31 protein-coding genes are annotated in these 26,114 nt (G+C 56.1%); 13 read left to right on the top strand and 18 right to left on the bottom strand.

Features of this window, described 5'->3' with window-relative positions; all coding sequences use genetic code 11:
- The first annotated feature begins 18 nt into the window (after nt 1–18).
- Entirely contained in the window at nt 19–1,224 is a 1,206-nt protein-coding gene (locus ACQY4Z_RS20930) for a vWA domain-containing protein (protein WP_428524519.1), read from the top strand.
- Between the two features lie 129 nt (nt 1,225–1,353).
- Here ACQY4Z_RS20930 and ACQY4Z_RS20925 read toward each other — a convergent pair whose 3' ends face one another.
- From ACQY4Z_RS20925 to ACQY4Z_RS20915, 3 genes are all read right to left on the bottom strand, one after another.
- On the bottom strand, nt 1,354–2,073 hold the full coding sequence (locus ACQY4Z_RS20925) for an LrgB family protein (protein ID WP_133946756.1): 720 nt from the start codon (nt 2,071–2,073) through the stop codon (nt 1,354–1,356).
- The gene (locus tag ACQY4Z_RS20920) at nt 2,073–2,435 is read right to left on the bottom strand and encodes a CidA/LrgA family protein (protein ID WP_428524517.1); all 363 of its coding nucleotides are present in this window, start codon (nt 2,433–2,435) and stop codon (nt 2,073–2,075) included. The genes ACQY4Z_RS20925 and ACQY4Z_RS20920 overlap by 1 nt, the downstream gene beginning before the upstream one ends.
- 108 nt (nt 2,436–2,543) lie before the next feature.
- Nucleotides 2,544–3,056: a L,D-transpeptidase gene (locus ACQY4Z_RS20915; protein ID WP_428524515.1), complete on the bottom strand. Its 513-nt coding sequence runs from the start codon at nt 3,054–3,056 to the stop codon at nt 2,544–2,546.
- Between the two features lie 170 nt (nt 3,057–3,226).
- Here ACQY4Z_RS20915 and ACQY4Z_RS20910 point away from each other — a divergent pair, with 170 nt between their 5' ends.
- Complete coding sequence (locus ACQY4Z_RS20910; protein ID WP_428524513.1) at nt 3,227–3,859, top strand: YceI family protein; 633 nt, start codon at nt 3,227–3,229, stop codon at nt 3,857–3,859.
- On the opposite strand, the gene ACQY4Z_RS20905 is transcribed toward ACQY4Z_RS20910, so the two are convergent.
- On the bottom strand, nt 3,856–4,959 hold the full coding sequence (locus tag ACQY4Z_RS20905) for a branched-chain amino acid ABC transporter substrate-binding protein (RefSeq protein ID WP_428524511.1): 1,104 nt from the start codon (nt 4,957–4,959) through the stop codon (nt 3,856–3,858). The two genes, ACQY4Z_RS20910 and ACQY4Z_RS20905, sit on opposite strands and share 4 nt — an antisense overlap.
- A gap of 169 nt (nt 4,960–5,128) precedes the next feature.
- Between ACQY4Z_RS20905 and ACQY4Z_RS20900 the strand changes: the two genes are divergently transcribed.
- The 4 genes from ACQY4Z_RS20900 (at nt 5,129) to ACQY4Z_RS20885 (ending at nt 8,902) form a co-directional block, all read left to right on the top strand.
- Nucleotides 5,129–5,656, top strand: a complete 528-nt coding sequence (locus ACQY4Z_RS20900) for a flavin reductase (RefSeq protein WP_428524509.1) — start codon at nt 5,129–5,131, stop codon at nt 5,654–5,656.
- Nucleotides 5,657–5,715: 59 nt separating this feature from the next.
- On the top strand, nt 5,716–6,720 hold the full coding sequence (locus ACQY4Z_RS20895) for a P1 family peptidase (RefSeq protein WP_428524507.1): 1,005 nt from the start codon (nt 5,716–5,718) through the stop codon (nt 6,718–6,720).
- An 81-nt stretch (nt 6,721–6,801) separates the two neighbouring features.
- Nucleotides 6,802–7,347, top strand: coding sequence for a DUF3833 family protein (locus tag ACQY4Z_RS20890; protein ID WP_428524505.1), 546 nt, complete (start codon nt 6,802–6,804; stop codon nt 7,345–7,347).
- A gap of 82 nt (nt 7,348–7,429) precedes the next feature.
- Nucleotides 7,430–8,902 (top strand): transglycosylase SLT domain-containing protein, encoded by a 1,473-nt coding sequence (locus tag ACQY4Z_RS20885; protein ID WP_428524503.1) that lies wholly within the window; start codon nt 7,430–7,432, stop codon nt 8,900–8,902.
- 281 nt (nt 8,903–9,183) lie between these two features.
- Here ACQY4Z_RS20885 and ACQY4Z_RS20880 read toward each other — a convergent pair whose 3' ends face one another.
- A complete protein-coding gene (locus ACQY4Z_RS20880) occupies nt 9,184–9,765 on the bottom strand; it encodes an NAD(P)H-dependent oxidoreductase (protein ID WP_428524501.1) in 582 nt (193 codons plus the stop codon).
- 126 nt (nt 9,766–9,891) lie between these two features.
- Between ACQY4Z_RS20880 and ACQY4Z_RS20875 the strand changes: the two genes are divergently transcribed.
- Complete coding sequence (locus tag ACQY4Z_RS20875) at nt 9,892–10,527, top strand: TetR/AcrR family transcriptional regulator (protein WP_428524499.1); 636 nt, start codon at nt 9,892–9,894, stop codon at nt 10,525–10,527.
- Between the two features lie 6 nt (nt 10,528–10,533).
- Here the strand turns inward: ACQY4Z_RS20875 and ACQY4Z_RS20870 are convergent, their stop codons facing one another.
- A complete protein-coding gene (locus tag ACQY4Z_RS20870) occupies nt 10,534–11,022 on the bottom strand; it encodes a YcgN family cysteine cluster protein (RefSeq protein WP_209173941.1) in 489 nt (162 codons plus the stop codon).
- A 308-nt stretch (nt 11,023–11,330) separates the two neighbouring features.
- Here ACQY4Z_RS20870 and ACQY4Z_RS20865 point away from each other — a divergent pair, with 308 nt between their 5' ends.
- The 3 genes from ACQY4Z_RS20865 to ACQY4Z_RS20855 are packed head-to-tail and all read left to right on the top strand — an operon-like array spanning nt 11,331 to nt 14,670.
- Entirely contained in the window at nt 11,331–13,430 is a 2,100-nt protein-coding gene (locus ACQY4Z_RS20865; RefSeq protein ID WP_428529623.1) for a transglycosylase domain-containing protein, read from the top strand.
- Nucleotides 13,431–13,441: 11 nt separating this feature from the next.
- Entirely contained in the window at nt 13,442–14,113 is a 672-nt protein-coding gene (locus tag ACQY4Z_RS20860) for a DUF1214 domain-containing protein (protein ID WP_428524497.1), read from the top strand.
- Entirely contained in the window at nt 14,110–14,670 is a 561-nt protein-coding gene (locus ACQY4Z_RS20855; RefSeq protein WP_428524495.1) for a DUF1254 domain-containing protein, read from the top strand. Before ACQY4Z_RS20860 ends, ACQY4Z_RS20855 begins: the two co-directional genes overlap by 4 nt.
- A gap of 72 nt (nt 14,671–14,742) precedes the next feature.
- Here the strand turns inward: ACQY4Z_RS20855 and ACQY4Z_RS20850 are convergent, their stop codons facing one another.
- Both ACQY4Z_RS20850 and ACQY4Z_RS20845 read right to left on the bottom strand, forming a co-directional pair.
- Nucleotides 14,743–15,612: a hypothetical protein gene (locus ACQY4Z_RS20850; protein ID WP_428524493.1), complete on the bottom strand. Its 870-nt coding sequence runs from the start codon at nt 15,610–15,612 to the stop codon at nt 14,743–14,745.
- Between the two features lie 62 nt (nt 15,613–15,674).
- Nucleotides 15,675–15,884: a hypothetical protein gene (locus ACQY4Z_RS20845; RefSeq protein ID WP_428524491.1), complete on the bottom strand. Its 210-nt coding sequence runs from the start codon at nt 15,882–15,884 to the stop codon at nt 15,675–15,677.
- A gap of 278 nt (nt 15,885–16,162) precedes the next feature.
- Here ACQY4Z_RS20845 and ACQY4Z_RS20840 point away from each other — a divergent pair, with 278 nt between their 5' ends.
- Nucleotides 16,163–17,254: a DUF2336 domain-containing protein gene (locus ACQY4Z_RS20840; RefSeq protein WP_428524489.1), complete on the top strand. Its 1,092-nt coding sequence runs from the start codon at nt 16,163–16,165 to the stop codon at nt 17,252–17,254.
- 16 nt (nt 17,255–17,270) lie between these two features.
- On the opposite strand, the gene ACQY4Z_RS20835 is transcribed toward ACQY4Z_RS20840, so the two are convergent.
- From ACQY4Z_RS20835 to ACQY4Z_RS20825, 3 genes are read right to left on the bottom strand one after another with little or no spacing between them, the layout of a single operon-like run.
- Entirely contained in the window at nt 17,271–17,660 is a 390-nt protein-coding gene (locus tag ACQY4Z_RS20835; protein ID WP_428524487.1) for a DUF1491 family protein, read from the bottom strand.
- Between the two features lie 47 nt (nt 17,661–17,707).
- Nucleotides 17,708–18,457 carry a peptidoglycan-binding domain-containing protein gene (locus ACQY4Z_RS20830; protein ID WP_428524485.1) on the bottom strand — a complete coding sequence of 250 codons (750 nt, stop codon included), beginning with the start codon at nt 18,455–18,457 and terminating at the stop codon, nt 17,708–17,710.
- A gap of 7 nt (nt 18,458–18,464) precedes the next feature.
- Nucleotides 18,465–19,586 carry a hypothetical protein gene (locus ACQY4Z_RS20825; RefSeq protein WP_428524483.1) on the bottom strand — a complete coding sequence of 374 codons (1,122 nt, stop codon included), beginning with the start codon at nt 19,584–19,586 and terminating at the stop codon, nt 18,465–18,467.
- A 327-nt stretch (nt 19,587–19,913) separates the two neighbouring features.
- Between ACQY4Z_RS20825 and ACQY4Z_RS20820 the strand changes: the two genes are divergently transcribed.
- Together ACQY4Z_RS20820 and ACQY4Z_RS20815 are read left to right on the top strand one after the other, a co-directional pair.
- On the top strand, nt 19,914–20,357 hold the full coding sequence (locus ACQY4Z_RS20820; RefSeq protein WP_428524481.1) for a DUF5330 domain-containing protein: 444 nt from the start codon (nt 19,914–19,916) through the stop codon (nt 20,355–20,357).
- Nucleotides 20,358–20,636: 279 nt separating this feature from the next.
- On the top strand, nt 20,637–21,068 hold the full coding sequence (locus tag ACQY4Z_RS20815) for a SufE family protein (RefSeq protein ID WP_209178486.1): 432 nt from the start codon (nt 20,637–20,639) through the stop codon (nt 21,066–21,068).
- 22 nt (nt 21,069–21,090) lie between these two features.
- On the opposite strand, the gene ACQY4Z_RS20810 is transcribed toward ACQY4Z_RS20815, so the two are convergent.
- The 7 genes from ACQY4Z_RS20810 to ACQY4Z_RS20780 form a co-directional block, all read right to left on the bottom strand.
- Nucleotides 21,091–21,912, bottom strand: coding sequence for a DUF6456 domain-containing protein (locus ACQY4Z_RS20810; protein ID WP_428524479.1), 822 nt, complete (start codon nt 21,910–21,912; stop codon nt 21,091–21,093).
- The gene (locus ACQY4Z_RS20805) at nt 21,912–22,322 is read right to left on the bottom strand and encodes a helix-turn-helix domain-containing protein (protein WP_428524477.1); all 411 of its coding nucleotides are present in this window, start codon (nt 22,320–22,322) and stop codon (nt 21,912–21,914) included. Before ACQY4Z_RS20805 ends, ACQY4Z_RS20810 begins: the two co-directional genes overlap by 1 nt.
- Before the next feature lie 267 nt (nt 22,323–22,589).
- On the bottom strand, nt 22,590–23,006 hold the full coding sequence (locus ACQY4Z_RS20800; protein WP_428524475.1) for a MucR family transcriptional regulator: 417 nt from the start codon (nt 23,004–23,006) through the stop codon (nt 22,590–22,592).
- A 321-nt stretch (nt 23,007–23,327) separates the two neighbouring features.
- Entirely contained in the window at nt 23,328–23,672 is a 345-nt protein-coding gene (gene mnhG, locus ACQY4Z_RS20795) for a monovalent cation/H(+) antiporter subunit G (RefSeq protein ID WP_008192167.1), read from the bottom strand.
- Nucleotides 23,669–24,025: a cation:proton antiporter gene (locus tag ACQY4Z_RS20790; protein ID WP_008196590.1), complete on the bottom strand. Its 357-nt coding sequence runs from the start codon at nt 24,023–24,025 to the stop codon at nt 23,669–23,671. The genes mnhG and ACQY4Z_RS20790 overlap by 4 nt, the downstream gene beginning before the upstream one ends.
- Nucleotides 24,022–24,498 (bottom strand): Na+/H+ antiporter subunit E, encoded by a 477-nt coding sequence (locus tag ACQY4Z_RS20785; protein ID WP_040450782.1) that lies wholly within the window; start codon nt 24,496–24,498, stop codon nt 24,022–24,024. Before ACQY4Z_RS20785 ends, ACQY4Z_RS20790 begins: the two co-directional genes overlap by 4 nt.
- Complete coding sequence (locus ACQY4Z_RS20780) at nt 24,498–26,108, bottom strand: Na+/H+ antiporter subunit D (RefSeq protein ID WP_428524472.1); 1,611 nt, start codon at nt 26,106–26,108, stop codon at nt 24,498–24,500. Before ACQY4Z_RS20780 ends, ACQY4Z_RS20785 begins: the two co-directional genes overlap by 1 nt.
- Between the last annotated feature and the right edge of the window lie 6 nt (nt 26,109–26,114).

The raw sequence follows: 26,114 nt of genomic DNA, 5'->3' as shown, positions 1-26,114 counted from the left end.
AGCAGACCAAACGCGCCCATGACCGCTGTCCGCTCCCGCATCACAGACAACATCGTCTATTTTGCCCGCACGCTGCGCAAGGCCGGGGTGCCGGTTGGGCCGGCCTCTGTGGTCGATGCGGTTCAGGCCGTCGAAGTTTCGGGCATCAGCAACCGCGACGATCTCTACTGGACCCTGCACGCAGTCTTTGTGCGCAAGCGGGAACATCGCATCCTGTTTGACGAAGCGTTCCGGGTCTACTGGCAAAGCCGGGGTTTGATCGAAAAGATGCTGGCGATCCTGTCACCTGTTGCCCCGCCGAGAGGTGCACCCGAAAAGCCCAAGGCGGGGCAGACACGGGTTGCCCAGGCGTTTCAAGCCAACAAGGAACGGGTCGCGGAAGAAACTCGGCCGGAAATCGAAGTCGATGCCAAATTCACGGTGTCGGGCAAGGAACTCCTCCAGAGCAAGGACTTTGCCCAGATGACTGCCGAGGAGATCAATGACGCGAAAAAGGCACTCGCCTCGATGGCGCTCACCATGGACAAGATCCGGCTCCGCAGGCTGGTTCCCGCACACTCGGGAAAGGTGGACCCGCGCCGCACCTTGCGGGCGTCGATGCGGGCCGGCGGGGATATCATTGACCTGAAGTTCCGCCAACCGGCTGAAAAGCGCCCGCCTCTGGTCGCGATCTGCGATATTTCCGGTTCCATGAGCCAGTATTCGCGCCTGCTGCTGCATTTCCTCCATGCGGTCACCGCCGAACGCCGGGACGTGCACACATTCTTGTTCGGAACACGGCTGAGCAATGTGACGCGTCAACTTCGGATGAAGGATCCGGACGAAGCGCTCGAAGCGTGTTCTGAAGGAGTGCAAGACTGGTCCGGCGGCACGCGCATTGCTTCGGCCCTGCATGACTTCAATCGGCATTGGTCGCGCCGGGTCCTGTCCGGCAAACCGACCGTGTTGTTGATCACCGATGGTCTTGAGCGCGATTCCGATGAGGATCTGGCACGTGAGATGGACCGCCTGCACCGGTCCTGCCGCCGCCTGCTCTGGCTTAATCCGCTCCTGCGGTTCGAAGGCTTTGAAGCCAAGGCCAAGGGCATCCGGGCCATGCTCCCGCATGTCGACGAATTCCGGGCGGTGCACAGCCTTGAGGCGGTTGCAGATCTTGTCAGCGCGCTAACTGGCAAACAGTCGGACAGCAAATCCTCAAATCCCAGATCCTGGATCAAAAGCTAAAAAACCGCTGGTTCCGGTTGGGGCACACGAAACCAGCGGCATTTCGAGGAGGATCGTGCCGATCCGTGCATCACTATAATTTCATAGTTTCGAAAATATATGCGACACGCTGTCCCAAGGCCGCCCTGATCAGAAAAATAACTTCCAAACCAATGGAAGCAGGATCGCTGTGGCGAGGGCGTTGAGCCCCATGGCGAGACCGGAAAACGCACCCGCCAATTCGCTGACTTGCAAGGCACGGGCTGTCCCAATGCCGTGTGACGCAGTACCAATGGCCAACCCGCGAGCGGCCATGTCCTTTACGCCCATGAGGTTTAACAAGAGCGGCCCAAGGGCTGCTCCGGTAATCCCGGTCAGGATCACCAGAACAGCCGTTAACGACGGCAACCCGCCCAGCTGTTCACTGATCCCCATCGCAACCGGTGCAGTCACCGACTTTGGCGCAAGGGACACCAGTGTTTCCTTGCTGGCCCCAAACAGAGCGGCAATGCCGACGGCACTGATCGCCGCTGTGAGAGACCCTGCCAACAAACTGGCGAGAATCGCAATCGAGGAGCGGCGGACCCGTTCAAGCTGCCGATAAAGCGGCAAGGCCAACGCCACCGTTGCCGGCCCCAACATGAAATGAACGAACTGAGCGCCTTCGAAATAGACAGAATACTGGGTGTCGGTGACGAGCAGCAAGCTAACCAACAACACAACGGCGATCAGCACCGGATTAAGAAGCGGGTTAAACCCAGCACGCCGATAGATCCAGAAACCGACCTGATAGGCGACAAGGGTCAGCGTCAGCGCCAGGAGCGGACTGGCAGAGAGATAAACCCAGATTTCCCGAAGTTCGCCCTCCATTATTCGGCCTCGCTGTCAGCAGCATCGGCAGACCGGGACAAGAGGCGCATCACCACTGCTGTGACAGCAATTGTTGCAAGCGTGCTGCCGATCAGTGCCAGGGTTATGGAAAGCCCTTCTTCACCGATCAGCGCAATATGCAGCATGACGCCGACGCCGGCAGGGACGAACAAGAGGGAGAGGTTGGTCAAAAACGCATCACCAACCGTTGCAAGCTCATCCGGAATACCGCCCTTGATCAACAAGCCTGCCAGCAACAGAACCATACCGATCACTGGGCCCGGGATTGGCAGTCCGCTCGCGACCGTGATCAGCTCACCGATGAGCTGACACGCCAAAATCACAGTCAGATAAAAAAGCATATGCGCCCCCAATGCCTTGCACTAAGGCACTACAGTGGCTTGGCGCCGGGGACCTGGCAAGAGCATCTTCCGAGGAGGATAACTTGCCCCCCGAGAACGAAGTGCCGATTACGGCAACGCGATTACCGGCGTGCGGACCTGCACACGGCGGAACAGATCCTGGATATCGTGATTGGCCATCCGGATGCAGCCATAGGAAACCGCCCGCCCAATCGAGCCTGGCCGGTTTGTGCCATGAATTGCGTAGTTGCCGTTTGACAGCGTCATGGCGGCGATACCCATTGGATTGTTCGGAGCCCCCCCGCGGATCACGGCAGGAAGATGCGGGAAGTCCCGGCGCACTTCCGGCGACGGTGACCAGTCCGGCTTGATGTATTTCGCCGTGATCTGCGCCTGTCCCGTCCAGGATTTCTGACGCTTTCCGACGGCCACCTTGTAACGGATCGCCTGACGTCCATTGAGCACGAAATAGAGCCGGCGCTCAGAGTTTTTGATCACGATTGTACCCGGCCGAAATTGATGACCGGAAAAACCAACTACTTCTGCAGCTCGCGCTTTTCCAGCCGCCAAACCGACTGCCACGAGCAAAACAGAGGCAAACAGCAAAGAAATAATACGCATCACACACCCAATCCTTAACGCTTGTTAAGAGTTTATGCATGAGCGCGGATGCGGCAAGTGGCACTTCAGAATACTTCAAACCATGGTGAACGGCGTTGTTCGTAAAATAAACAAGCCAATCTGCTGTCCCATATCCACCGTAATGGTTTTGGTCTTGGGAGGAGGCATTGATGAGAGGAACCACTGCGCGGCACATGTGGCGCTCACAGTCCTGCTGGCAACGTTTTCTTGCGCCGGTCCACCTCAGTTTTCTGGTTGGGCTTTCCCTTCTTGTGATGATCACCGGTGACAGCCGGGCAGATATCTTGTCGGGCCGTTACATCCTGCCACCTCAAGCCGTGGATACTCAGTTCTCCGTCAGGGTATTGGGCGGCCAACCAGTCAAAGGCCGTTTTGGTACAGTCAACGGCGAGATGGTTTTAAACGCGCAACGGCCGGAAACCAGCCGTGTTCGCGTCACAGTCGACCTCCGAAGTGTTGAGACCAACAATGACCGGGTCACTGGTTTCCTCAAAAGCTCTGCAATGTTTAATGTGTCGGAGTTTCCAACAGCAGAGTTCGAGAGCTATTCAGTGCGTTTGACCGGCGAGACAACTGCACAGGTTGAAGGGTTTCTCACTCTGCGAGGAACCCGGCAACGTACCTCTTTGGAGGTCGAACTCCAACCGGCCGGGAACAGTCAGAACATCGCAATTGAGGCCAATGGCGTTTTTTTCCGGAGCCTTTACGGCATGGACGCTGGGCTTCCGATCTATGCCGACAAAGTGCGCTTACAGATCAAGGGCACGGGGAAAAGAGGCTAGCGCTTAACCGGTTTGCCGGACTTCCATTCATAGATGACAAACTGAGGAACGCTGCTGTCGCCTTTTTCGTCAAAGCTGATGTCACCCAGGATTGTCGGGAAAGCCTGTTCAGCCATTGCTTTTGTCACCGCTGTAAAGTCCGGTGCGCCGGCCGCTTCAACGGCTTTGGCCCAGGCTTCGACCGCGGCATAAGCAGCAAGTGCATAGCGCTCAGCAATTTCTTCGCGGCTTTCCAGTGCCTCGATGACCTCGGTAACCGTTTGCAGGCTGCGAGGATCTAGCGGGTAGGAGAACGTTGTGCCCTCACCTGCCTCGCCCGTGACATCCCAGAAGGCCTGCGTCATCAGGGTATCGCCTCCGATCAGAACAGCTTCGACCCCAAGCCGCTGCATCTCGAGTTTGATCAAGCCTGCTTCCGGATGATAGCCGCCGATGAAAACAACGTCAGCGCCTTCCAAAGCCAAACGAGAAACGAGAATGCGATAATCATTCAGCCCCGCGTCGAACCCCTCATAGAGCGTTTCGGTGACGCCATTTTGGTTGAGAACAATCCGAACAGCATCGGTCAGCCCCTTGCCATAGGCAGTCTTGTCGTGAAGCAGAGCAATGTCTTGCCCAGCAAAAGCATCTGCCAGGTATTGGCCAAGAACACGTGCCTGTTCATCATCTCGTGGCGCCAATCGGTAGATGCCGGGTCCAGGCCGTTCATCAGTGAACTTCGGCAGTGTTGTGGCCGGAGAGATCTGCACAATCCCGGCGTCCGAATAGATCTCGCTTGCCGGTATGGACGCGCTGAAACAAACGTGCCCCACCACCATCGACACTTCGCGGCCGATCAACTGGTTGGCGACCGCTTTGGCCTGGGTTTCGTCACAGCCATCATCGACGATGTCCAGCACCAAGGGTTCGCCCAGGACACCGCCTGACATATTAATATCGACGACTGCTTGTTCGGCCCCTGCCCTGATTTGCTGACCCAAGTCCTCAAACTGCCCTTTCATGGGGCCGGCCACCGCAATATGGATCTCGGCAGCAGCGCTTAATGGCCAGCTCAAGAGGGTTGCTGCCATCATGCCCGCCAAGCCACGGATAATCTTCATTCTATTCTCCAGATCCATCCCTTGAGCGGCGCCGTAGGAACCATGGTCCTATGAAATCAATCGAAAGTTCCGAAAATTGCAAGGCTCGATTGGGTTTGATAGGCACACGCAACGACATATAACAAGATCACGACCGGATGCCACGTCCGGACCATGGAGCATTGACCGCATGGCGCCTTCAACCGGGATAGATCCCGCCGCCCAAAGCTTGACACTCGACAGCCAGACGTTTCGCGAAGCGATGAGCCGCATCGCCGCCGCTGTTCATATCGTCACCACCGATGGTGACGCTGGCCGGGCGGGCGGAACAGTGTCAGCCGCCTGCTCGGTCAGCGATGACCCCGCCAGCATCCTGATTTGCCTCAATCGGCAATCCCGCCTTCACGCCGCCGTTCTGAAAAACCGCTGCTTCTGCCTCAACACGCTCTCAGACGATCATCAGGAAATGTCTGATGTATTTGCCGGCCGCGAAAGCGCGGATATGAGCGGACGATTTGCGCATGGCTCCTGGACAAACCTGGCGACCGGCTGCCCTGCCCTCGACACGGCACGGCTGAGCATCGATTGCGAAATTTTTTCTGTTTCCGAAGTCGGCACCCACTCGATTGTCGTTGGCACCGTCACGGATTTGCGGATGACGGACCCTGGAAAGTCTTTGATCTATGTGCGCAGGGGTTACAAAAGCCTCGACACCTGAGCCCGGCCGGCGCAAACTCAAAGTCCTACCTTTATTGAGTTTTCGCTGAAAGATAATTGATGACCGGTCCCAGAAACCTGATCACCGATGTGCCCGGCCTGAAGGTCGGCAATGCGTCCGACCCGGACCTGAAATCCGGCGCAACCGTGCTTGTGCCGGATGAGCCAGCGGTGGCTTCCGTGGCGATCCAGGGCGGCGCACCGGGAACCCGGGAAATTGCGCTTCTGGAGCCCGAGCAAACCGTCGAAAAAATTGATGCGATTGTCCTCGCTGGGGGATCGGCTTTTGGTCTTGATGCCGGTGCGGGTGTGCAAGGGCGTCTTGCAGAACTGGGCTATGGCTATCAAGTGGGCCCTGTCCGCGTGCCGATCGTGCCGACCGCGATCCTCTTTGACCTCCTGAACGGTGGCAACAAGAGCTGGGGTCAAATGGCGCCGTATCGAGATCTTGGCCGCGCGGCGCTCGATTCCATCGGTCATGATTTTGTCCTTGGGTCCAACGGGGCCGGTATGGGCGCCACAACCGCAAACCTCAAAGGCGGCCTGGGATCAGCATCTGTGGTCCTGGAAAATGGTGTCACTATTGGCGCGATTGTTGCCGTCAATGCGCTTGGCCGCGCAACCATGGGCGAAACTCCGCACTTCTGGGCGGCCCCCTTCGAGGTCGGTGACGAATTTGGCGGACGCGGCATAACGCCAACACTGCCCGCTGATTGCACCACAGTCCGCACGAAATTGGACGCGCTTGAAGCGGGAGCCAATACCACCATCGCAGCCGTTGCCACCGATGCGATTTTGACGAAGGGCGAAGCCAAACGCCTTGCCGTGATGGCACACGACGGCCTGGCCCGGGCGCTTTGGCCGGCTCACACACCGCTCGACGGCGATCTCGTGTTTGCGCTGTCAACGGGGCAGCGTAAGCTGGAAAACGGCCTGGAGGACATGGTGCAAATGGGCGCTGCCGCCGCATCGTGCCTCGCAAGGGCAATTGCGCGTGGAATCTATCATGCTACACCAGCGGATGGCGACACACTGCCAACGTGGCAAGAGCGCTTCGGAGGTTAAGACTGCCGCCCGGTTTTGAAAATCTGAGATGGCCGTTCACACGTAGGCAAAGCATGTGAAACACATCATAGGCTTTGCAGTATGTCCCTGTCTTTTTCCAACCTTAGAACCAAGACAGTCTTCTTGGTTGCGCTCACGTTTCTTGTGTTTGCCGGTTTTGCAGTGCCACCAGCGCAGGCTGCAAAACCGCTGGTGCTTGAGGAGTTTTTCCGCGGCAAGACCGTTGGCAAAGGCGTGTTTGAGAGCAAGTTTGCGGGCGTATACCGGCCATTCACGGTGTATCTGACCGGGACTTGGAACCCGAAGACCCAAATGTTCCGTCTGCGCGAAGACTTCGTCTATGACGATGGCGAGCGGGACACCAAGACCTGGTTCTTCGAAAAGGTTGGCGACGGCCGGTATGTCGGCCAAAGATCTGATGTGGTCGCGCCAACCCTTGTTGAAACGGGTGCGGATGGAGCCCTGCGGTTTTCCTACATCGCCGATGTTCCGCTGGAAAACGGCTCTATCCTGCTGCGCTTTACAGATACCCTTACCCAGACTGATCGGCGGACTGTTCGCAACACTGCCGATGTCACGAAAGGTGGTTTCAAGGTCGGAACAGTCGATCTGACATTCAAACGGTGAGGCCGGATTATCGCCCACCTCTGTCTTGAAAGCTCCACGCAAGTTTGATTGAGTTCCCTAACGGTACATCTGGGGGAGCGCTATGATAAACTGTTTCAGCTTGCGGCATTTGGGGTCGCAGATTGCATTAGCGGTCCTGGCACTTTTTCTCGCGCCAGTATCGCCCAACGCGATGGAGACCCGGCTTTCAGATGAACTCGAGCAAATCCTGCGCGAGCCTTTTACCGGTGACTTTGATGCGATTGCAGAACGCGGTTATCTCCGCGTTCTGGTGCCCTTTTCCAAGACCTTCTATTTCATTGACAACGGCGTTCAACGTGGCACCGCCGTCGATATGACAACCGAACTCGGCAAGTTTCTGGAGAAGAAACACGGCAAGAAGGTTCGGGAAGGTCAAATTGTAATGATGCCAACTCCGCGGGAAACACTCTTCACCGATCTGGCTGCCGGCCGCGGTGATATTGCTCTTGGCAATCTCACAATCACTCCAGAGCGGCAGAAACTCGTCGACTTTTCCTCGCCGTTGTTTACGGGCGTGCGGGAAGTGCCACTGACGGCAGCTGGTATCGACGACCTGACCTCACCTGAAGCCCTTTCCGGAAAAGAAATCTACGTCCGATCCTCATCGAGTTATCACGACAGCCTTCTTGCCTTGAACAAGAAGCTGTACGCCGATGGAAAAGCCCCGGTCAAGATTGTTCCAGCAGATGAAAAACTAGAGGACGAAGACCTGATCGATCTGGTGAAAGCTGGTGGCGTTCCAATGATCATCATTGACGAACATAAGGCAGACTTCTGGATGCAGATCGTCGACGGACTGAAAATCCATCCGGACGCAGCCGTGCGCACAGATGCGCAAGTTGCGTTTGCCGTCCGCCCGAAAGCTCCTGATTTGCTCAAAGAGATGAACGCCTTTGCCAAGACTGTCGAAAAGGGAACGCTCCTTGGAAACATCATCCTGAAACGGTACCTCAAGGAAACGGATTATCTCAAAGATCTCAATGATGAGAAACGCCGGGAGCAATTCGACAAACTGGCCGCAGTGTTTGAAAAATATGGCCAGCAGTTCGATATCGATTGGCTTCTGATCGCTGCGCAGGCCTATCAGGAAAGCCAGTTCAAACAGACCGCTCGAAGCAACGCCGGCGCTGTCGGTGTCATGCAGATCAAGCCGACGACCGCAGCAGGATCCCCCATCAACATCAAAGGGGTTGAGAAGGATGCTGATACGAACGTGCATGCCGGTGTGAAGTACCTGCGGTATCTGGCCGACCAATACTTCGCAGACCTGGAGCATGATCCGGCAAACCAGACTTTCTTCGCCCTCGCCGCCTACAATGCAGGTCCGAGCCGCTTCAAAAAGCTGCGGGCGGAGGCAGAAAAACAAGGCTATGACCCGAATTTATGGTTCGGAAATGTCGAGTGGATCGTCGGTAGACGCATCAGCCAAGAACCGGTTCGGTATGTCGGCAACATCTACAAGTATTATGTGGTGTTTGCCCAAGAGCAGAAGCGGTATCAGAACTCTCCTGAGGCCCAGAAAAAGGGCGACTAGACTCGTTTTGTGACTAACGTTTAGAAGAAAATCCCCCTGTGCCGCACCGGCCCTGAGCCGGTGCCTGTCAGCAAAGACGCGTGCATTTCTAAATGGAAAAGCGGCCTCCAGATCCCAGATCTTTGCTTAGCTGCGTCCGGGAAAGCCGGTGCGACGGTGTCTCGACAGTCTTCTAAGTCTGAGTTTTAGAGGCTAAAGAAAGACCGGTGCGCACGCAGCGCCGCCGGTCTTGTCGTTTAGCAGACGTTTGAGCAGCCACCGCAACGGCTGCGGACAATGCTTCAGATTGCTGCCCCGAGCTGCGCGGCTCTACGGATCATCTTGGCCCGTGCTTCGTCCGTTGATCCCTGGATTTGGGCGAACCAGGAGTAGTTCTTCATTTTAAGCCCGCAGAAATCCAGGATTTGCATCTTGGTCTGCTTCTTGATGCCCTGACCATACACGAGCCTGAAAAACCAGCCCGGTGTATCAGAGGTGACCAATACCTCAGAGGTCCGGCCAGCCATGAGTTTTTCCGGCAGAGCCTTGCCCGAAACGTATCGAAACGCTTTGCCTGGCAAGAAAACCCGATCGATCAGCCCTTTCAGTTTGGCTGGCATTCCTCCCCACCAAAGCGGATGGGCCAGAACAAAATGGTCGCACCATTCCAGGCTGGCCCAGAAATTTTCAAGATCGGCCTCCAGTGGTTTGACTGTCTTGAAGGACGCTGACCCCAGATCCGGGTCAAAAGACAAGTCTGCCAGACGCACAATGCGCACGTCATGCCCGGACTTCTTGGCAGCATCGGCATAGGTTTGGGCAAGCGCACCGCAAAAACTGCCCTTCGCCGGATGGCCATCCAGCACGAGTATTTTCTTCGACATAATTGAAACTCCAAAACCGGTCGGTAAAACGCACCAGCTCTTAAAAATTGACCACGGTCATTAATTGCCGCAAGTATGGTACGAGGTCAAGCAATAAATTGACCGCGGTCATTTTTAGAAGATGTCATGGCGATAGAAACCAAACCACGGAAGCCCCAAGCACGCACCGCCCTCACCCGCGCCCGGATCCTGGAGGCGGCAGCGCACCTATCCAAAAAGAAATCCTTGGAAGAGATGACCGCAGAGGCGATCGCTCGAGAGGCAGGCGTCGCCAAAGGCACAATATTCGCTCATTTCGGCGATATGGACGGCCTTCTCTCCTATCTGCTATTGGGCGAGTTACAGAAACTCCGGGAAGCCGCCGACAAAAACGAAAAGCTTTCGGCTCAAGACTTTGCAGATCCGGTTGGGGGACTGGTGAGCCGAATGATGGCGCTTATAGCGGTCATCACCGAGAGCCAGACCATGCTGCGTGTGTTTCTGGAAAACATTGGTGCAACCAAGGGCCACTGCGCTCCCGAATTTATCGAACAGCTCAATGCACTTGATGAGAAGTTGCTGCAATTTCTAGGGTTTTGGCAATCGTCCGACGAAATCACCCCAAAGCTCCGATCAGATCGTTCACCTCAAGAAATGCTCGACGGTTTGGTCGCCTTCGTCATTCACGGAGCAATCATTTTCCGGTCGCATCAGCTGACGGATCTAAAAGAATTGCAATCCCGCCTCGAACGCCATGTAGAAGCTTTTCTGGTAAGGCCTTAAAGGGTCTTACTCAGCCTCCGGCATTTCTCCAGGCCATGTCACGACGTGATTTTCGTACTCTTCCAGCTCCATTCCATCTTCTGGCACGGTGCGGTTTTGGACGGATACCCCCGCTTGGTGCACGGTTTCTGGATCGCCGGACACGAGCGGATGCCACCAGTAAAGATCTGCGCCTTCGCGCACGAGCCGGTATCCGCAAGTCGGCGGAAGCCAAGTCAGCGTGTTTACTTCAGACGGTGTGAGTTGGATGCAATCCGGAACGGTCGCAGCGCGGTTTTCGTAATCTTTGCAGCGGCAAGACGTACCATCCAGAAGGGTGCAGGCAACATCGGTCCAGACAATATCGCCTGTATCCCAGTCTTCCAGTTTGTTGAGGCAACACCGGGCACAACCGTCGCAGAGGGATTCCCATTCAGCGTTGGTCATCTCTTCGAGCGACTTTGTTTTCCAGAACGGAAGCTCACCGTCCTTATTCACCGAATTGCCAGACCCCATTGGGTTGCTCTCTCCTGCGCGCCCTTGATTTGATCCGTGCGCCTATCACGCATACGGGCGGCCAGCAACAATGATAGGTTTGAAGCGCACCGACGATGCCAAATCAAATAAGATTTATCCCATTCCCGAAGCATTTCCGCCGTTGTCTTCAGTTTTCACTGTAGTAAAAACGGGTTACGTTGAAGAAGCTTTTGATGCGCGGAGATTCTGCAAGCTTGGCATCCGATCCAGACACAAATGAAGGCAATGCCCAGCCGCGACCCGGTATCGGACAACGGATCCGGCGGTTTTTGCTTTCGATCGACTCCATGGTCGATACAGGTCTCTGGCGATCTTGGTCGATCATCCGCCGAAGCTGGGAAGCCTATGACGGGTTTTTGCGCAGGTTTCGCGCAAAAGGGATCTGGCGCGGGCTCTCTGAGGTCACATCCGATGGCCTGACTTACGGAACAATCGGTTTTGTTGTCGTTCTGGCCTTCGCGCAGCCGGCCATCGAAGCAACCCGCTACGCGGACTGGAAGACGACCGACGACTTTGCCGTCACTTTCCTCGACCGCTTTGGCCAGGAAATCGGCCGGCGCGGTATCGTTTTGAACGACAGCGTCCCTTTGGAGGAAATCCCGGATTCCCTTGTGAAGGCGACACTTGCAACGGAAGACCGCCGCTTCTTCATGCATTTTGGCATCGATTTTGTCGGAACGTTCCGGGCGATGGTGGAAAACGCGCGTGCTGGCGGGGTTGTCCAGGGCGGCTCAACGCTGACCCAGCAGCTTGCCAAAAACCTGTTCCTGTCCAACGAGCGCAGTCTCAGCCGCAAGATCAAGGAAGCCTATCTCGCGCTTTGGCTAGAGGCGAACCTGTCGAAACAGGAAATCCTGAAGCTTTATCTCGACCGTGCCTATATGGGCGGCGGTGTTTTTGGGGTGACCGCAGCGGCTGAGTTCTATTTCAACAAGAACGTTCGCGAGCTGACACTGGCCGAAAGCGCCATGCTTGCCGGGCTCTACAAGGCCCCGACCAAATACGCGCCGCACATCAATTTGCCGGCTGCGCGTGCCCGGGCAAATGAAGTCCTGACCAACATGGTGCAGGCCGACCTTCTAACGGAAGGCCAGGTGATCGGCGCGAGGCGCAATCCGGCTCTTGCTGTCGACCGCTCTCAAGAACAGTTGCCTGAATACTTCCTCGACTGGGCGCTGGATGAGGTCAAGAAACTGGCACGGCGGAAACCGGCCATGGCCCGCGACCGGATCGTCACGGTCCGAACCACATTGGACCCGGCTCTTCAGCGCCAGGCTGACCAGGCGGTCGAATCAGTCCTCAGGGAGAATGCCAAGCTGCGGGACGCCAACTCAGCTGCATTGGTGGCAATGGTCCCGGATGGCGCGGTCGTGGCGATGGTTGGCGGCCGGTCTTATGGCGAAAGCCAATTCAACAGGGCTGTCAACGCACTGCGCCAACCCGGCTCCTCGTTCAAGCCGTTCGTTTACATGACCGCATTCATGAACGGCTTTTCATCGAGCTCGATTGTTCCAGACCGGCCGTTTTGTCTCGGCAACTGGTGCCCGCGCAACTATACCCGCAGCTACCGAGGTGCTGTGACCTTGAAGCTGGCACTGACGAAATCCATCAACACCATTCCGATCAGGCTCGCGCAGAATTTCGGCCGCGAAAAAATCATCGAAACCGCCTACGCAATGGGCCTGACGCACGAATTGGAAAACTCTGTTTCCCTGCCGATCGGCTCATCAGAGGTCACGGTCATCGACATGGCCTCATCCTATTCGGTCTTTGCAAATGGCGGATACAAAGCCAAGGGCTACGCGATCCTGGAAGTCACCAACAGCGACGGCGAAGTCCTCTATCAGCGGGAAGTTGATGAGCCAGAACCCCAGAGGATATTCCCGGAAGAAAAAGTCCACGAGATGAACGACATCCTGGTCAACGTGGTCGAGGCTGGAACTGGCCGCCGGGCCCGGATTGACGGCGTCGTCGCGGCCGGAAAAACCGGTACCACAAACGCTTATCGCGACGCCTGGTTCGTCGGCTACACGGGCAACTTCACAGGCGCTGTCTGGTTTGGAAACGACGATTTCACATCCACCCGGCGCGTTACCGGTGGCAGTCTCCCTGCTATGGCATGGCAACGGTTCATGGCATATGCCCACAACGGGATTGAGCTTGTGGCCATGCCCGGCGTTGAAGCCGACACCTTGCCTCGGCTTGCCCAACCGGCCCGTCCGCTGGTCGCCGCAGCCGACGCAGTGGCCGTCCAGCCAAGGGTCCTTAGCCGACGGACACAGCGGCTTCTGCTTGATATCGGATCGGATCTGCGGGAACTCACCCAGTCCCGCGACCAGGCGGCAGTGCCCGACGATGGCGACACCGAATATGCGGCTGCGCAATGAAGCAGCAGACCATGCGACACGCTTCAGGCCATGTTGAAAGCGGCTGGCACAAGGAAGTCCTTCCGCGCGCCATTCGGCCAGAGCGGCCGCACCCGCTCAGAACCCTGGTCTTTCTCACCTCAATCATCATTCTCAGCGCACTGATCGGGGTCAGTTCGGCTTACATTCTGATCGAACGCGAAGAACCGCTTGATTCAATTTCGGTCGGTGCGTGGAAAGCGTATCCCACAGCAGGCACTCCGGAGGCCGACCCCTATTCCGTCGCTATCTACACCCGTGGCGGCTACATCCCGCTCGCTTCCGGGGAAGGCTTGTCACTGACTGCCCGCACAGACAGCAGCGGACAAGCGCTCGACCCGGCCTGCAGCTACCGCATTGCCGGGCGCACCCCGACAGCCCGGCTTTGGACCCTGACGGCTGTTGACGGACATGGCCGGCTTCAGCAAACGATGCCGGGACGCAATCATCTGGACAGCCAAAACCTTTTGCGACGCGGCGATGGCTCGTTTGACATCACCGCAAGTGCACAGATCAAATCGGGCAACTGGCTCCCCTTGCCCACCAACCCAGCGCCGGGCAGCGGGCTTCGTTTCGTCCTGCGGCTTTATGATGCTCCAGTAACGACAGGGGCAGCACTCGACGGTGTGAGCGTTCCGGACATCGACAGGATCAGCTGCCCATGACACTGTCGCCTCGCTTTACTCTGACTGCCGGTGCGCTGGCTGTGCTTTGCCTCGCTGCGGTCATTCATATCCTTGTTGTGCTCACCATCCCGCAGAATGTGCAGCACAGCGCTTATGATGACGCCCTGACGTACGGCCCTGACAGGCAGTTCAACCTGTTGCCGGATCTCAGACCCGGGGAAGAAGCCCTACCCGGTCTTGATCCGGCCATGAAACATGCGATTTGCCGGTTTCAGCTATCGGCCGGCCCGGTCTTTTTCGATGCTGGAATTCCAGCATCATTCTGGTCTATTGGGGTGTTCAATCAGGCTGGCGAAACGGTCTACAGCCTCAACAACCGCACCGCTGGCGCTGACAGGCTCTCCATGCTTCTGATCACATCAGAACAGCTGTCCATCCTGCGCCAGAACCCGCCAGCCAACTTGGAAGACCTGATCGTCATTGAAACAGAAACGATCAGCGGAATAGCCCTTCTGCGCGCCTATGTTTCCCATCCCACACAAGCCGAAACGATCGAAAACGCCATGAGCATCGCAAGCTGCGACGTTCTCGGTTGATCTGATTGGAGCGGTCAAAAGCTAAAGTCACAGTCGACGGCGAACGGCACCGGCAATACAGGCCAAGCTGCGTTATTTTTGCGGTGGCGGGCGCTCATTGCCCCAACCCTTGTAAATCCGTGAGCGGCGAACCGGCTCTTCAGTGCCATACCGGTTTTCAGTCTGGCATTCGGATTCAGCCAGCAGCACCTGTCCTTGAAGTTCCCGGATTGCGGTATTCACCTTCCACTGGCGGTCCCGGCTGGGCGTTTCGATTTCAAGAGCGTCCAGAGCGTTTTTATAGGCCGTGATACGGTAACGCAGGGCCTGGCCCACCCACTTGATCATGACCCTGTTTTCCCAAACCCGGGCCTTTGCACCTTCATACATCTCTTCCGTTGTGAGCGGCTTGTTCTGAAGGACACGCAAGCGCTCATCATCGGCCTCCCGTACTCTCAGAGCGACCTCGCAAAACGGCATCACCAGATCGGCATCACCGGTGGCATCAGACGCGATCTTGTCAAACCTGGCATCTGAGGACCGGAATTTGTCTGACCGGAGATAATGATAATAAAGATCAGGCGGGATGCGCCCGTCCGTTTCGGGCAGAACGCGGGTTCTTGCAAGTTCTGCCATGGTGCCGCCGATCCAGTCTTTCGTCCATGGCGGACGGATGAGGGTCCAGCCACGGTCCCGCAGCAGCTTCTCATCGTTTGTGTAATTGAATTTGGAGACAGGGTCCTCGCGCATGCGCGCCGCGCCTTCGCCGATCGCCGGCATGACACTGTCGTGAATGACCGACGGTTTTGCACGGTCGAAATCACCTGTTGGCCGAACACACCCGGCCAGCACCAACGCCAGTATGGAAACAGTTACGCCTGACCGAGCCAGAACGGAAACAGAGGCGCGACAGCTCCCTTGTGCATGCACATGCCTTTTTCCAACCGCGTTGCTCGTGCCCATGGGGCGTTTCTCCAAACCGCATGCGTGATGCTTGTTGCCTGCAGCTGGAGTGGCTCGAACCGTCAGTCCTTGTCGGACCCAGCAGGTCCAGCAGCTTTTCCGATGGTCGCGATTCGTGCGGCAAGATCAAGGTCGTGGTGCTCGTAACGGACACCTGGGAAGAGGATAACTTGCCCAAACTCTTCCGGGTTCGTCGAACGTTGCGGTGTTGAACGAGGGTCAACGCGCGCTGTCGGGCGAGATGCGGAAGCGAAATCTAACAAAGTGCCCATCGTCTCCTCCTTCGGTTCTGGTTCCCGCTGGAGCGATGGGCAGCGGAAACGATCAACGGGCGACGCAATACTACCTGCAACTCAATTAAGACGGCGTTCAGGTTAACAAGATGCTAACGGTTTTGGTCCAATTTGAAGGAACGGTCGTGGACTTATCCGCCGTTAATTAGTGTTTTTAGTCAGGTGGGCTGCCCACCAGAAAACGGTTCGAACAAGCTGTGCAGACCTTCAATTCAACGATTAGAAAGCCCTCCTCTCAGCCATCGGACAGCGGGATCTTGCTCTCCGCGGTCGAACTTTTCACAGGTAGAGCCGGACATAACGCTGAAGAAAAACGTGTTTTTCTGGAGCTGGCGAAAAACCTGTTACCGGCGACATCCGTTCGTGACCGGCGCCAGATCGCCAACATGCTGGTGACTTGTCCGGAAGCACCGGATGCGCTCATCGACCTTCTCGCCAAAGACAAAGATGATCTTACCGCCTTCCCCATTTTGCGGCACAGCACCAAGGTTTCTGTGGACGTGCTTGTGGAGATCGCCAAAGGAGGGTCCGAAGCTGCCCGCAAAGCACTCGCCGGACGATCCCATTTACCGCGCCCGATTCTGGCCGCACTGTGTGAGACGGCCGATGCGCAGACCATTCGGCTACTGATCGATCGGAAAGACCTGACGCTGGACCAACACCTGAATGAACGCTTGAGCAAGCGAACCGACCTGATTGCAGAACTTGGTGAAGAGCTTTCCAAGCGTCAGGCGTTGAACACGGAAAATCTGATCAGTCAGTTTCTTGTATTGCCTGCTTCCTTGCGTGCAAAGGCGATCGCCGCAGCTGAAACGATGAGCGTGATCAGATCCGCACAGGCGCCTGCGCATCCAAACATTCCTGCAATAGACACCGCCCGCCTCCGCCTTCATGGCGCACTTTTGAAAGCTGCACTGCTTCAAAAGCGAAACCGCTTTACCGATAGCCTTGGCCAAGGGCTGGGTTTTCCAAGCTCGGTCAGTGACATGCTTTCGCATGAGGGCCAGGGCGAGGCACTTGTCATTTCTCTCAAATCCCTGGGCCTCGATCGGCCAAAGACAACAACGATTCTTGTCCGGTTACTGGGTGAGCACTTGGGCATTGAAGAAATCCGGAAGCTCTTGTTCCTGCATCGAAATCTCAGCACAGGTGCCGCAAATGTGCTAACCAGCGCTTGGACTCTTTTGGGCACCTCTACGAATTCGGCGGAATTCGTCGGCACCGGCGAAAAAACTCCGCGGCACGTTGGACAATTCGAGGACGCAAGCCGGCCGTCCAGAGATGCCCGATCTCACCGTATCAGCAGCGGAACGACAAGCGCGCAGCGTGTGCGCCGAGGGATCGGCTAATTTGGGCTAAGCGGATCTAGAGCGGGAAGAAGTCATCGGCAGGGTTCCGCGATTGCTCAGGTTCCGCGGTAGGCAATTCCACGTTTCCCGCCTCGGCCTCGATATCAACGACCCAGAAGTCCGGATCCATCCGGGCTTCGCTTTCCAACCGTTTATCAACAGCCTCTCGCGCGGCCGCCTCTAACGTCTTTTCAAACAACCGGCCGCCGTCGCCTTGTCCGGCATCATCATCGAAAAACGATTGTGGTGCTGGCGAATACAAATCGAATGTGCCGTCGAGCCGGTCGACAACAATCAAGATCGCTCCGGCTTCCGCATTGCCCTTTCGGGTGACGGCTGCAAATCCATTTTCAGAAAAAATCCGGCGCACCAGCGCACTGACGAAAAGCTCAGACGTGACGCGCATCCAACCCTTCCTGACTGACCACATACGCTACTGAAAAGGCAAAATGCCTATCCATCAAAGCGTTGACCGCTGACCATTTCGAGACGTTCGAGCGTTTGGGGATTGGCCTCCCCCGTGATTGGCAATCCACGATCGAGTTCAAACCGCTTCAAGGCCGCCGCTGTATTGGTGCCCATCAGTCCATCTACCGTCAACGGACCGTAGCCAAGTTCCGACAACGCATGCTGTATCTTCTTCAAACGCGGATCAGAATCGACCCCGGTTGCCGCCTCTTCCTGGGTGTTCTGCCGCTGTGTGCCGGACGTTACCGGTTTAGCTCTGGGGACTGGTGGCGCGTTGAGTGCCGCCGGATCGGTCCCATGAAGCCAGATCAAGGCGAGAAGGCTCTCGCTTGCTTCACCGGTATCAACCCGCCCAGCTTTGCGTTCAAATGCGCGGATTGCACGTTCCGTGGCGGGACCATTGATCCCGTCCAATGGGCCTTCATAAAGACCAGCCTTTCGCAGGGAATTCTGCAGATCGAGGACGAGCGTCGAGATTTCCTGAACTGTGACACCGCCCTCCGCCTCTGCAAGAGGCTCAGGCGCGGTATCCGGCCAATCGCGCGTTGTGTAGTAAGGCGCTGGATGGCGGCCGGGTTGCAGCCCGAGGGCATTTGCCACGATCAAACAGGCGGTCAAGCCCATGACAACAGTCCCGCCGGCAGCGACAGGATTGTCCCGGGCGACATTGCCGGCCCGGCTCATCATGGTTTCCGGTGGCTCCGGCTTTTTGTTTTGTTTTTTTCGTTTTGCCATGCCCTGCCTATGCCGACTTCGCTCGTGCTGCCTGCGCAGGGATGTTCTCAATGGATACTTCTGGCATGGACTCCGGCAATTGCTCAACGTTATCCGCGATCTCTACCGGTGCACCGCCGCCGGTTTCTGATGTCACTGGATCAATCGCCACAAGGACTGGCTGCGTTTCAGTTTGGTCACGTGCACCTGCCCGAAACGCCTGTGCCGGGATCAGTCTGACCGTCATCGCTGTAAAGTTCGGGGCGCCATTTTCTTCCATGTGTTCGTGAAACGTGCGCACCCGAAGAACCAGTTCGGAGGCAAGACCATCATGCCGGGCTTCAGAAAGCCGGGTCAGGTAAACGGGCCGGTCAGTGACATGAAGCCGCGCAAAGATCCAATCGGGGCCGCTGGAAGCAAATGCAGGCCCGAAAAGCCGGCGTGCAGGACCGCCAAGGAGACGCATGTCTCCATTCGACTGCACTTCGCAAACGACGCCCGATACCGCCTGCCCCATCGTTTGGAAATCTTCGGTCGCGCTTTTGATCAGCACCCTGGTTCGGCTCCGGTCTGAAATCAAACGACAGGCGAGCAGTCCTGCGTAAAGGATCGCGCCAAGCGTCGCGACGGGATCAAGTGCTGCAGGCAAACTGAACCCAATAAAGCCTTGGATTGGCAAGAAAAACAGACCGGCATAAACTGCTGCGCAAAACCCGGTGGTGATCACCGCGGTACGTCTTTGACCGGCAAAAGCAGCTTCAACACCGGGAATGAGCAACCAGATGACAGCAAAGGACTGGGCTCCGCCGGTCATTGCGCAAATCACACCCGTGAAGGCCGCAAACAGAATCGAAGAGAGGGTTATAGCGCGTTCCAGATTACCGGACCGGGACAGGTACAACGCCAATGGCCATTGGCCCAACATCCAGGCCAGCATCAGTACCGCTGCAGAGTGCGGTGCGCCCGCCAGGGCAAGATGCAGCGGCAACACGAAAAGTGCCACCGCACCAGAAAAAAAGCAGCCAACCAGGAATGATCTGTGCAGTGGCCCGGCCAAAGGATCCGAGACAGCGTCAGGGTGAATCATCCCGTCAATGCGGCTCGCCCAAGTCGTCCAGGCGTTTTGCAGATATTTCAGATGGTTACTCACAATACACTACCGATACGCGCGCGAGAATCGGGCCTCGCCAACCTGTTGGTGTTATTTTCGCCCGCACCGCTTAAGGAACGTTAAAGGATAAATCTCTTTTCTCTCAAAAATGCACTTTTCTATTTGTTTTCAGTCCGTTGCTCGAAGTTCATTCAAATTTGAATCAATTTCTCAGAAAGTTCGACTTAAATGCATGTTTTATTTTATGAAAATTGCATCCGTCAGCTCAACCGGGTGTTCTGAAGTCAGTGCTACAACGACCCCATAACGAGTGCGCCACCAACAAAAACGGCGCACCTGACATGCAAAGAACTATGGGTAGCAGCAATGTTCTTTCTCTTGAGAACCGCCTTCTGGCTAACTTTGGTTTTGGTCCTTATCCCGATCGGGTCTGAGACCGAAAGCACTCCAGTAGAACCAATCAATCCGGTCTCGGCATTTATCGCCGCGCAGGCAACCATGTCTGATATTGGCGGATTTTGTGATCGCAATCCGCAAGCATGCGAAACCGGCGGAAATGCACTCACAGCGATCGGCAGCCGCGCTCGTGACGGCGCCCGGATTGTCTATGAGTATCTGGACACACAAATCGCTGACGCTGATCCGTCCGAAACTGTGATCACCGGGTCCACAAACGTCCAGCCGACTTCTGATCAAACCAGCACCGCTGGTACACAGACTGCCGATGGTGTGACCGAAACCACTCAGATCCAAGAATCTGATATTGGGCCAACGCCTAGGCCCAAACCCCGCTCAGGTCAAAAGATCTGAGTTAAAACCGTTCCCAGATCCTGAGACCTTCGGGACCAAATGAACGGTTGATTGCGCCCCGCGAAGGCAATGCAAATCCGTTGCATTGCATCAGACGGCTTCACTTCAGCGGTTTTTCCGCTACGCCGCAGACGAATAGCTGCCCATTTCGTCTGCGGCGTTTCTTTGTTTTCACGCGCTCAACAAACATCCAAACCTAATAAAACCCCGACGCCAGGATAGGCAGATTGGGTTCTGCGAGCTATATGGAGCTCAAAGCGACCACAAAAGACGGATGCCATGACAACGACACTCGATGACATTCTGGAAACATTCGAGTTTCTGGATGATTGGGAAGACCGCTACAAATACCTCATCGATCTGGGCAAGGAGCTTCCGCCTCTGACCGATGCCGAGCGCAGCGAAGAACATAAGGTCCGCGGGTGTGTTTCGCAGGTCTGGCTGATTACAGGGATCGAAAAGAACGCTGAAGGCGCTCCGGTGCTGACGTTCCGCGGTGACAGCGATGCCCTCATCGTACAAGGACTTGTAGCAATCGTAACAGCAGTCTTTTCCGGCAAGACCGCTGAGGACATTCTGAAGACCGACGTTGAAGGCGTTTTCAATCAACTCGACCTGCAGGAGCATCTCACTCCACAACGTTCAAATGGCCTCAGGTCCATGGTTGGCCGGATCCGGACCGACGCAGAGGCTGCCTTGGCCGCAGCCTAAATTCGTGTCGTCATCCGCGCTCTCACGGTGCGGATGACCAGCTCCGAACGCTAGTCGGCCGTGACGGGGCTTGGGTACGTTCTCCATAGCGGTCTGCCAATGCAGACAACGCAATTTGCAAGATGATTTTCGCGCACCTTGCAGGCCATCCGCGCTCTGCCTCGACTTTTTCAAGACCCTTCAGATGACAACACACGTCGACCAGGACACCCGCCAAAACCGGCTCCAGGCTCTCAAGAACAGTTTCCACACGCTGGCGTGCGGACAGCACATCGTCATTCAAATCCTTTGTCCCAAAACCGCCAGCGGTGATCCGCTCAGTGCGCCAGCCCTGTCCAATCGCCGGCATCATGGACGCGAAGGTGTAGTCGGCGCGCAGCCGCTCCCCGGCCTGCACCTCTTCCGGGTTCAAAAGCGGCTGGCCGTTTTTCTTCTTCCGTGCAGCCAAGCGGGCAAGCGGACTTTCCGAAATGTTGATCTTGGCAGATGCAGGCCGTTTTCCAACCCCCTTCGCGGCTACACTGCCGCAAGATACCTGGCGTATATCGCGATGTTGATCGGCCACATCATCAGTTCCACTTAAAGCCCGGCGGAGGGCTGCCCGACCCTCCGGACTGATCCGGCACGTGTTTTGTCCGGCCTTCACCAGAACGCCGGCTGAGAGAGCCGCAACTATCAGCCGGTCACTCCAACATATTGAACGCGTTTTGAGGTCCCGGAGCAGAACCCAACGGACAGGCCCATTAGAGAACTCCCGGACCAACTCCGCCCCTTTGGAAGACAAATTGCGCAACAAACGAATCCGCTCGCGGCGGTCGGCGCCATTGACTGACAAAAAAGTCATTACGCCCCCCAGATGGTGGTGCCGAAAAGCGGATCGCGGCGCAACGTGATGAGTGCCTCAATCTCACCGACCAACTCATCAAAAAATGGATCTTCCCGCATGATCTCGATTTTCTTGCACGCATGAGACGCTGTTGAACGGTCTCTGAGATATCGGCGGCCGACGACCGCAAGCGACAACCCGAATTCGACATGCGCAAGATACATGATCAACTGCCGGGCGTGGCAGACATGTTTAGGTCCTCGCGTATGTGCGAAAAACTCCAAAGGCTTGATGCAGAACGCGCGGGATACATACCCCTCTGCAAGATGCAAATGGGCCTCAAGCCTGTTCTCCTCTAGCAAGCAAAGTGGTTTTGCTCGCAAAGGTCTGTAGTGGTCGTGTATTGCCCCTCCCCTATCATTGAACATATTCGCACCTCCTGTCGTGAACATTAGGAAATATTCGCCTGCACTACCGAGATAGGCTTATATTCCTACAGTCTAGACTCACAATCCAGAGGAGTGGATAAGTTCTTACACAACCTTAATGCAAGACAGAAAGCTGCGACCGAGAGGCCGAGTGAACCCGCTGTCGGGCACGCTGGAACTCAAGACATATGGTCTCGGCGGCCGGTCAGACACAAAAAAGGCCGCTCAAAAGCGGCCTTTCTGTTGTCCGGTTTGTCGACGGACCAATTACTTTGCACGCTTGCGCTGTTGGCCAAGACCCATCTTTTTGGCCAGTTCGGACCGCGCAGCAGCGTAGTTCGGAGCAACCATCGGGTAGTCCGGTGCCAAGTCCCACTTATCCCGATACTCTTCCGGGGTCATGCTGTAGTGGGTGCGCAGGTGACGTTTCAGCGACTTGAATTTCTTACCGTCTTCGAGACAGATGATGTAATCCGGCATGACAGATTTCTTGACCGGCACGGCAGGCTTCAACGGCTCCGGCTCCGGTTCATTTGACGCTGCTGCTGTTTTCTGAAGCGCGCCATAAACCTCATTGATGAGGCCCGGAAGTTCTGCGGAAGCAACGGTATTGTTGCTAACATAAGCCGAAACAATGTCTGCAGTAAGGTCAATCAAATTGGTTTCAACCAGATTATCAGTCATCTCACACCTGTTCTCTACTGAAATTCAAAACTACGGCTATGATTACCTGCAAATCCAAACTCCGTAAGCAAACATAAGAATAAGGATACTTATTGGAGACGGAATCGATGAAGACTCTACTTTGCAAGTGTCGTTGACAGCCTTATATAGACGGCGGCATTCGCAGACAAGCCCTTCGATCAAATAAAAATCCAATGGATGCAATAAAACACTAGGTTTGGAAAATAATGATCATTACCCGGATCTTTAATCCACATCCAATCAAAAGTATTACCGCAAGGTCATGACTGCTGCGCTTCGGCAGTCACAACCGGTTTCAAATCAGTCTTTTTGCGGAAAAACCTCGGCCATGGCGTCTTCTTTCGTATCCGCGCAAGGACGGTATCCAGCTTCATAAGCAGCCTTAGCAAGCAGATGCGCCGAAATCGGGGCAGTCAAAAGAAAGAATATGACACCGGCCAAAGCGCGTGTTGCAACAGCCAAGTCTGCTGCATAGACCGCAAGAGCGATGAGCATGAGACCTGAGCCAAGCGTTCCAGCTTTTGAAGCCGCATGCGTGCGCATGTAAACGTCTTTCAACCGAACTATGCCAATGGATGCAACCAGAGCAAACAAGGCGCCGATGACGAGCATGGTCCCGGCGAGGATCGTAACAACCGCGCTCATTGGCCTGCCTCCCGCCGCCTAATACTATCTTTGACCTCATCCATGATCGTGGCATCCCCTGCCGCCCCCCGGTTCAAGATGAAGCGGGCGAAGGCAACGGTTGCCAGAAACCCGACCAGGCCAAGAGTGATTGCGATATCGATATAAAGGTAATAGCCGGTCAGAAGGCCGACCGCAGCAATGAACCCAATGCCAACCGCGACCAGCATATCAAGGGCAACCACGCGATCCGGCAAGCTTGGCCCCTTCACGATCCGGTAGACAATGATCAGGAATGAGATGCTAAGGATCCCGAGCGATGCCTTAACGGCCCAGGCGAGATACGCATCTGCAAAAGCGTCGAGAGAGCTCATCTGAACACCTCCAGGATCTTGCGTTCAAAGCCGTTCTTGATGTCGTCAATCGTGGCTTGCGGATCCGGTACATCGATACAATGAACATAAAGCGTCTTGCGGTCTGCAGAGACATCCACCGACAGAGTACCTGGCGTCAGGGTGATCAGATTCGCCAGCATGGTGATTTCAAAATCACGGTCCACCGTCAATGGATAGGCAATAAAACCGGGCTGCAGCTCGATCTTCGGACGCACAACGATGGTCGCCACCCGCCAGGCGGACAATACCAACTCGTAAACGAAGGTTGCCGCCAGATTAAATGCCTTGCCAACACGGCTGAAGTAGGCCGTGGTCCCGACCTGTTCGCGGATAAGGTAGAGAGCAGCTGTTCCGAGCACGAAGCCAAGGGCCAGATTGATCTCACTGAAACTCCCCGTCACAGCCGCCCAAGCCAGCGCCATAAGGATATTGATCAAGAATAGGCTTGTCATCACAGCCCCCCGAAGACAGAGCGCAGGTAGCCGCGCGGTTCGACCAGACCAACAGCTCCGCGTGTTGAGAGTTCAAGCATCCACTCCGGCTGCAAACCGAAATAGACAATCATTGCCGTTAAGATGCCAAGCGGAAGCCAAACGGCTGGCCCCGCCAGTCCCGCAGCCCCTCCGCCAACAGCTGCAGCCGCCGCCCCCGTCCCCACACTTTCGCCGTCAGGCGTCCCTTCCGGTCCGCCTCGCCAGAACGCGTAAATCCACACACGGCCCATCGCGATGGTCGTCAAGAAGCCGCTGAGCAGAATGGCGGCACCAAGCAAGGCCCTGCCATCGGCGAACGCAGCATCGACCAACAAGACCTTCGGCCAGAAGCCAGAGAAGGGCGGCAGTCCCGAAACAGCGAAGGCAAGCACCAGGAAAACGGCCGCAAAGGCAACGTTCCTTTGATAGAGCCCACCCAGCTGACGTAGATCGTAGGTGCCCGACATCATGTTCACGATCCCGCTAGCCATATACAAAGCTGTCATCACGATGATCGAATGAACCGCATAGAAGATCGCTCCCGACAGCGCGAGGGTGGTGCCGACTGCAATGCCCGCCAGCATGGAGCCAATCCCGGCAATCACAAGATAACCGAGGAGACGTCGGAGCTCACTTTGCGCCAAGGCGCCGAAAGCGCCGGTCATGAGCGTGAGGATCGCCACCAGGGCAAAGAGGTCTGCGAGTGCTTCACGGGATCCCGGCATGATCAGCACGAAAATCCGCAACAGCGCATAGACACCAACCTTGGTCAGAAGCCCGGCAAACACAGCAGACACCACAATATTTGGCGTGTGATAGGACGCAGGAAGCCAGAAGTTGACCGGGAAAGCCGCCGCTTTCATTGCAAACGCCAGGAAATAAAGCACCGCGATGGTGAGAAGCGTTCCGGACGCTGGGCTGTCGAGCTCAGACATCTTGATTGCAATGTCCGCCATATTCAGCGTGCCGAACACGCCGTAAATCATGCCGGTTCCGATCAGGAAAAAGTTCGTCCCGATGAGGTTCAAAACGCCGTATTTGACGGCGCCGTCCAGCTGGGGCTTTTCATTGCCGAGAACCAGCATGCCGTAGGAGGAGATCAGCAATACTTCGAACCAGACATAGAGGTTGAAGATGTCCCCGGTCAAAAACGCGCCGCACACTCCGGCCATGAGCAAGACAAGAAACGGATAAAACCCGTATCTGCGCCCCGTGGTCCCAACGGTCACAATCCCGTAAAGACCGGCGCAAAAGGCAACAATCGAAGCAATCAGCGACAGCGTGGCACCAAGCGCATCAACGGTGAAGGCAATCCCGAACGGCGGCAACCAGCCACCCATCACCATCGTGATAACACCTTGATCCAAAACACGGATCAAAAGCCCGAAGTTGACCAAGACGAGAAGCGCCAGAAAAAGCATCGCCAGTTTCGGTTGGGCGTCTGTGTTCTTGCGCATCATCAGGCAGACGGCACCGCCGATCAGCGAAACCAGAACCGGCGCAACGATCAACCAGTCCGCGGCCGCCACCGGCTCCAGGTTCATGGCTGCGGAATAGTCGACTTTTTCAGAAGAATAAGTGCTGGCCATGTCAGA

The organism is Roseibium sp., from assembly GCF_965276855.1.
Classification (GTDB): domain Bacteria; phylum Pseudomonadota; class Alphaproteobacteria; order Rhizobiales; family Stappiaceae; genus Roseibium.
This window is presented reverse-complemented; position numbering and strand designations above follow the sequence as displayed.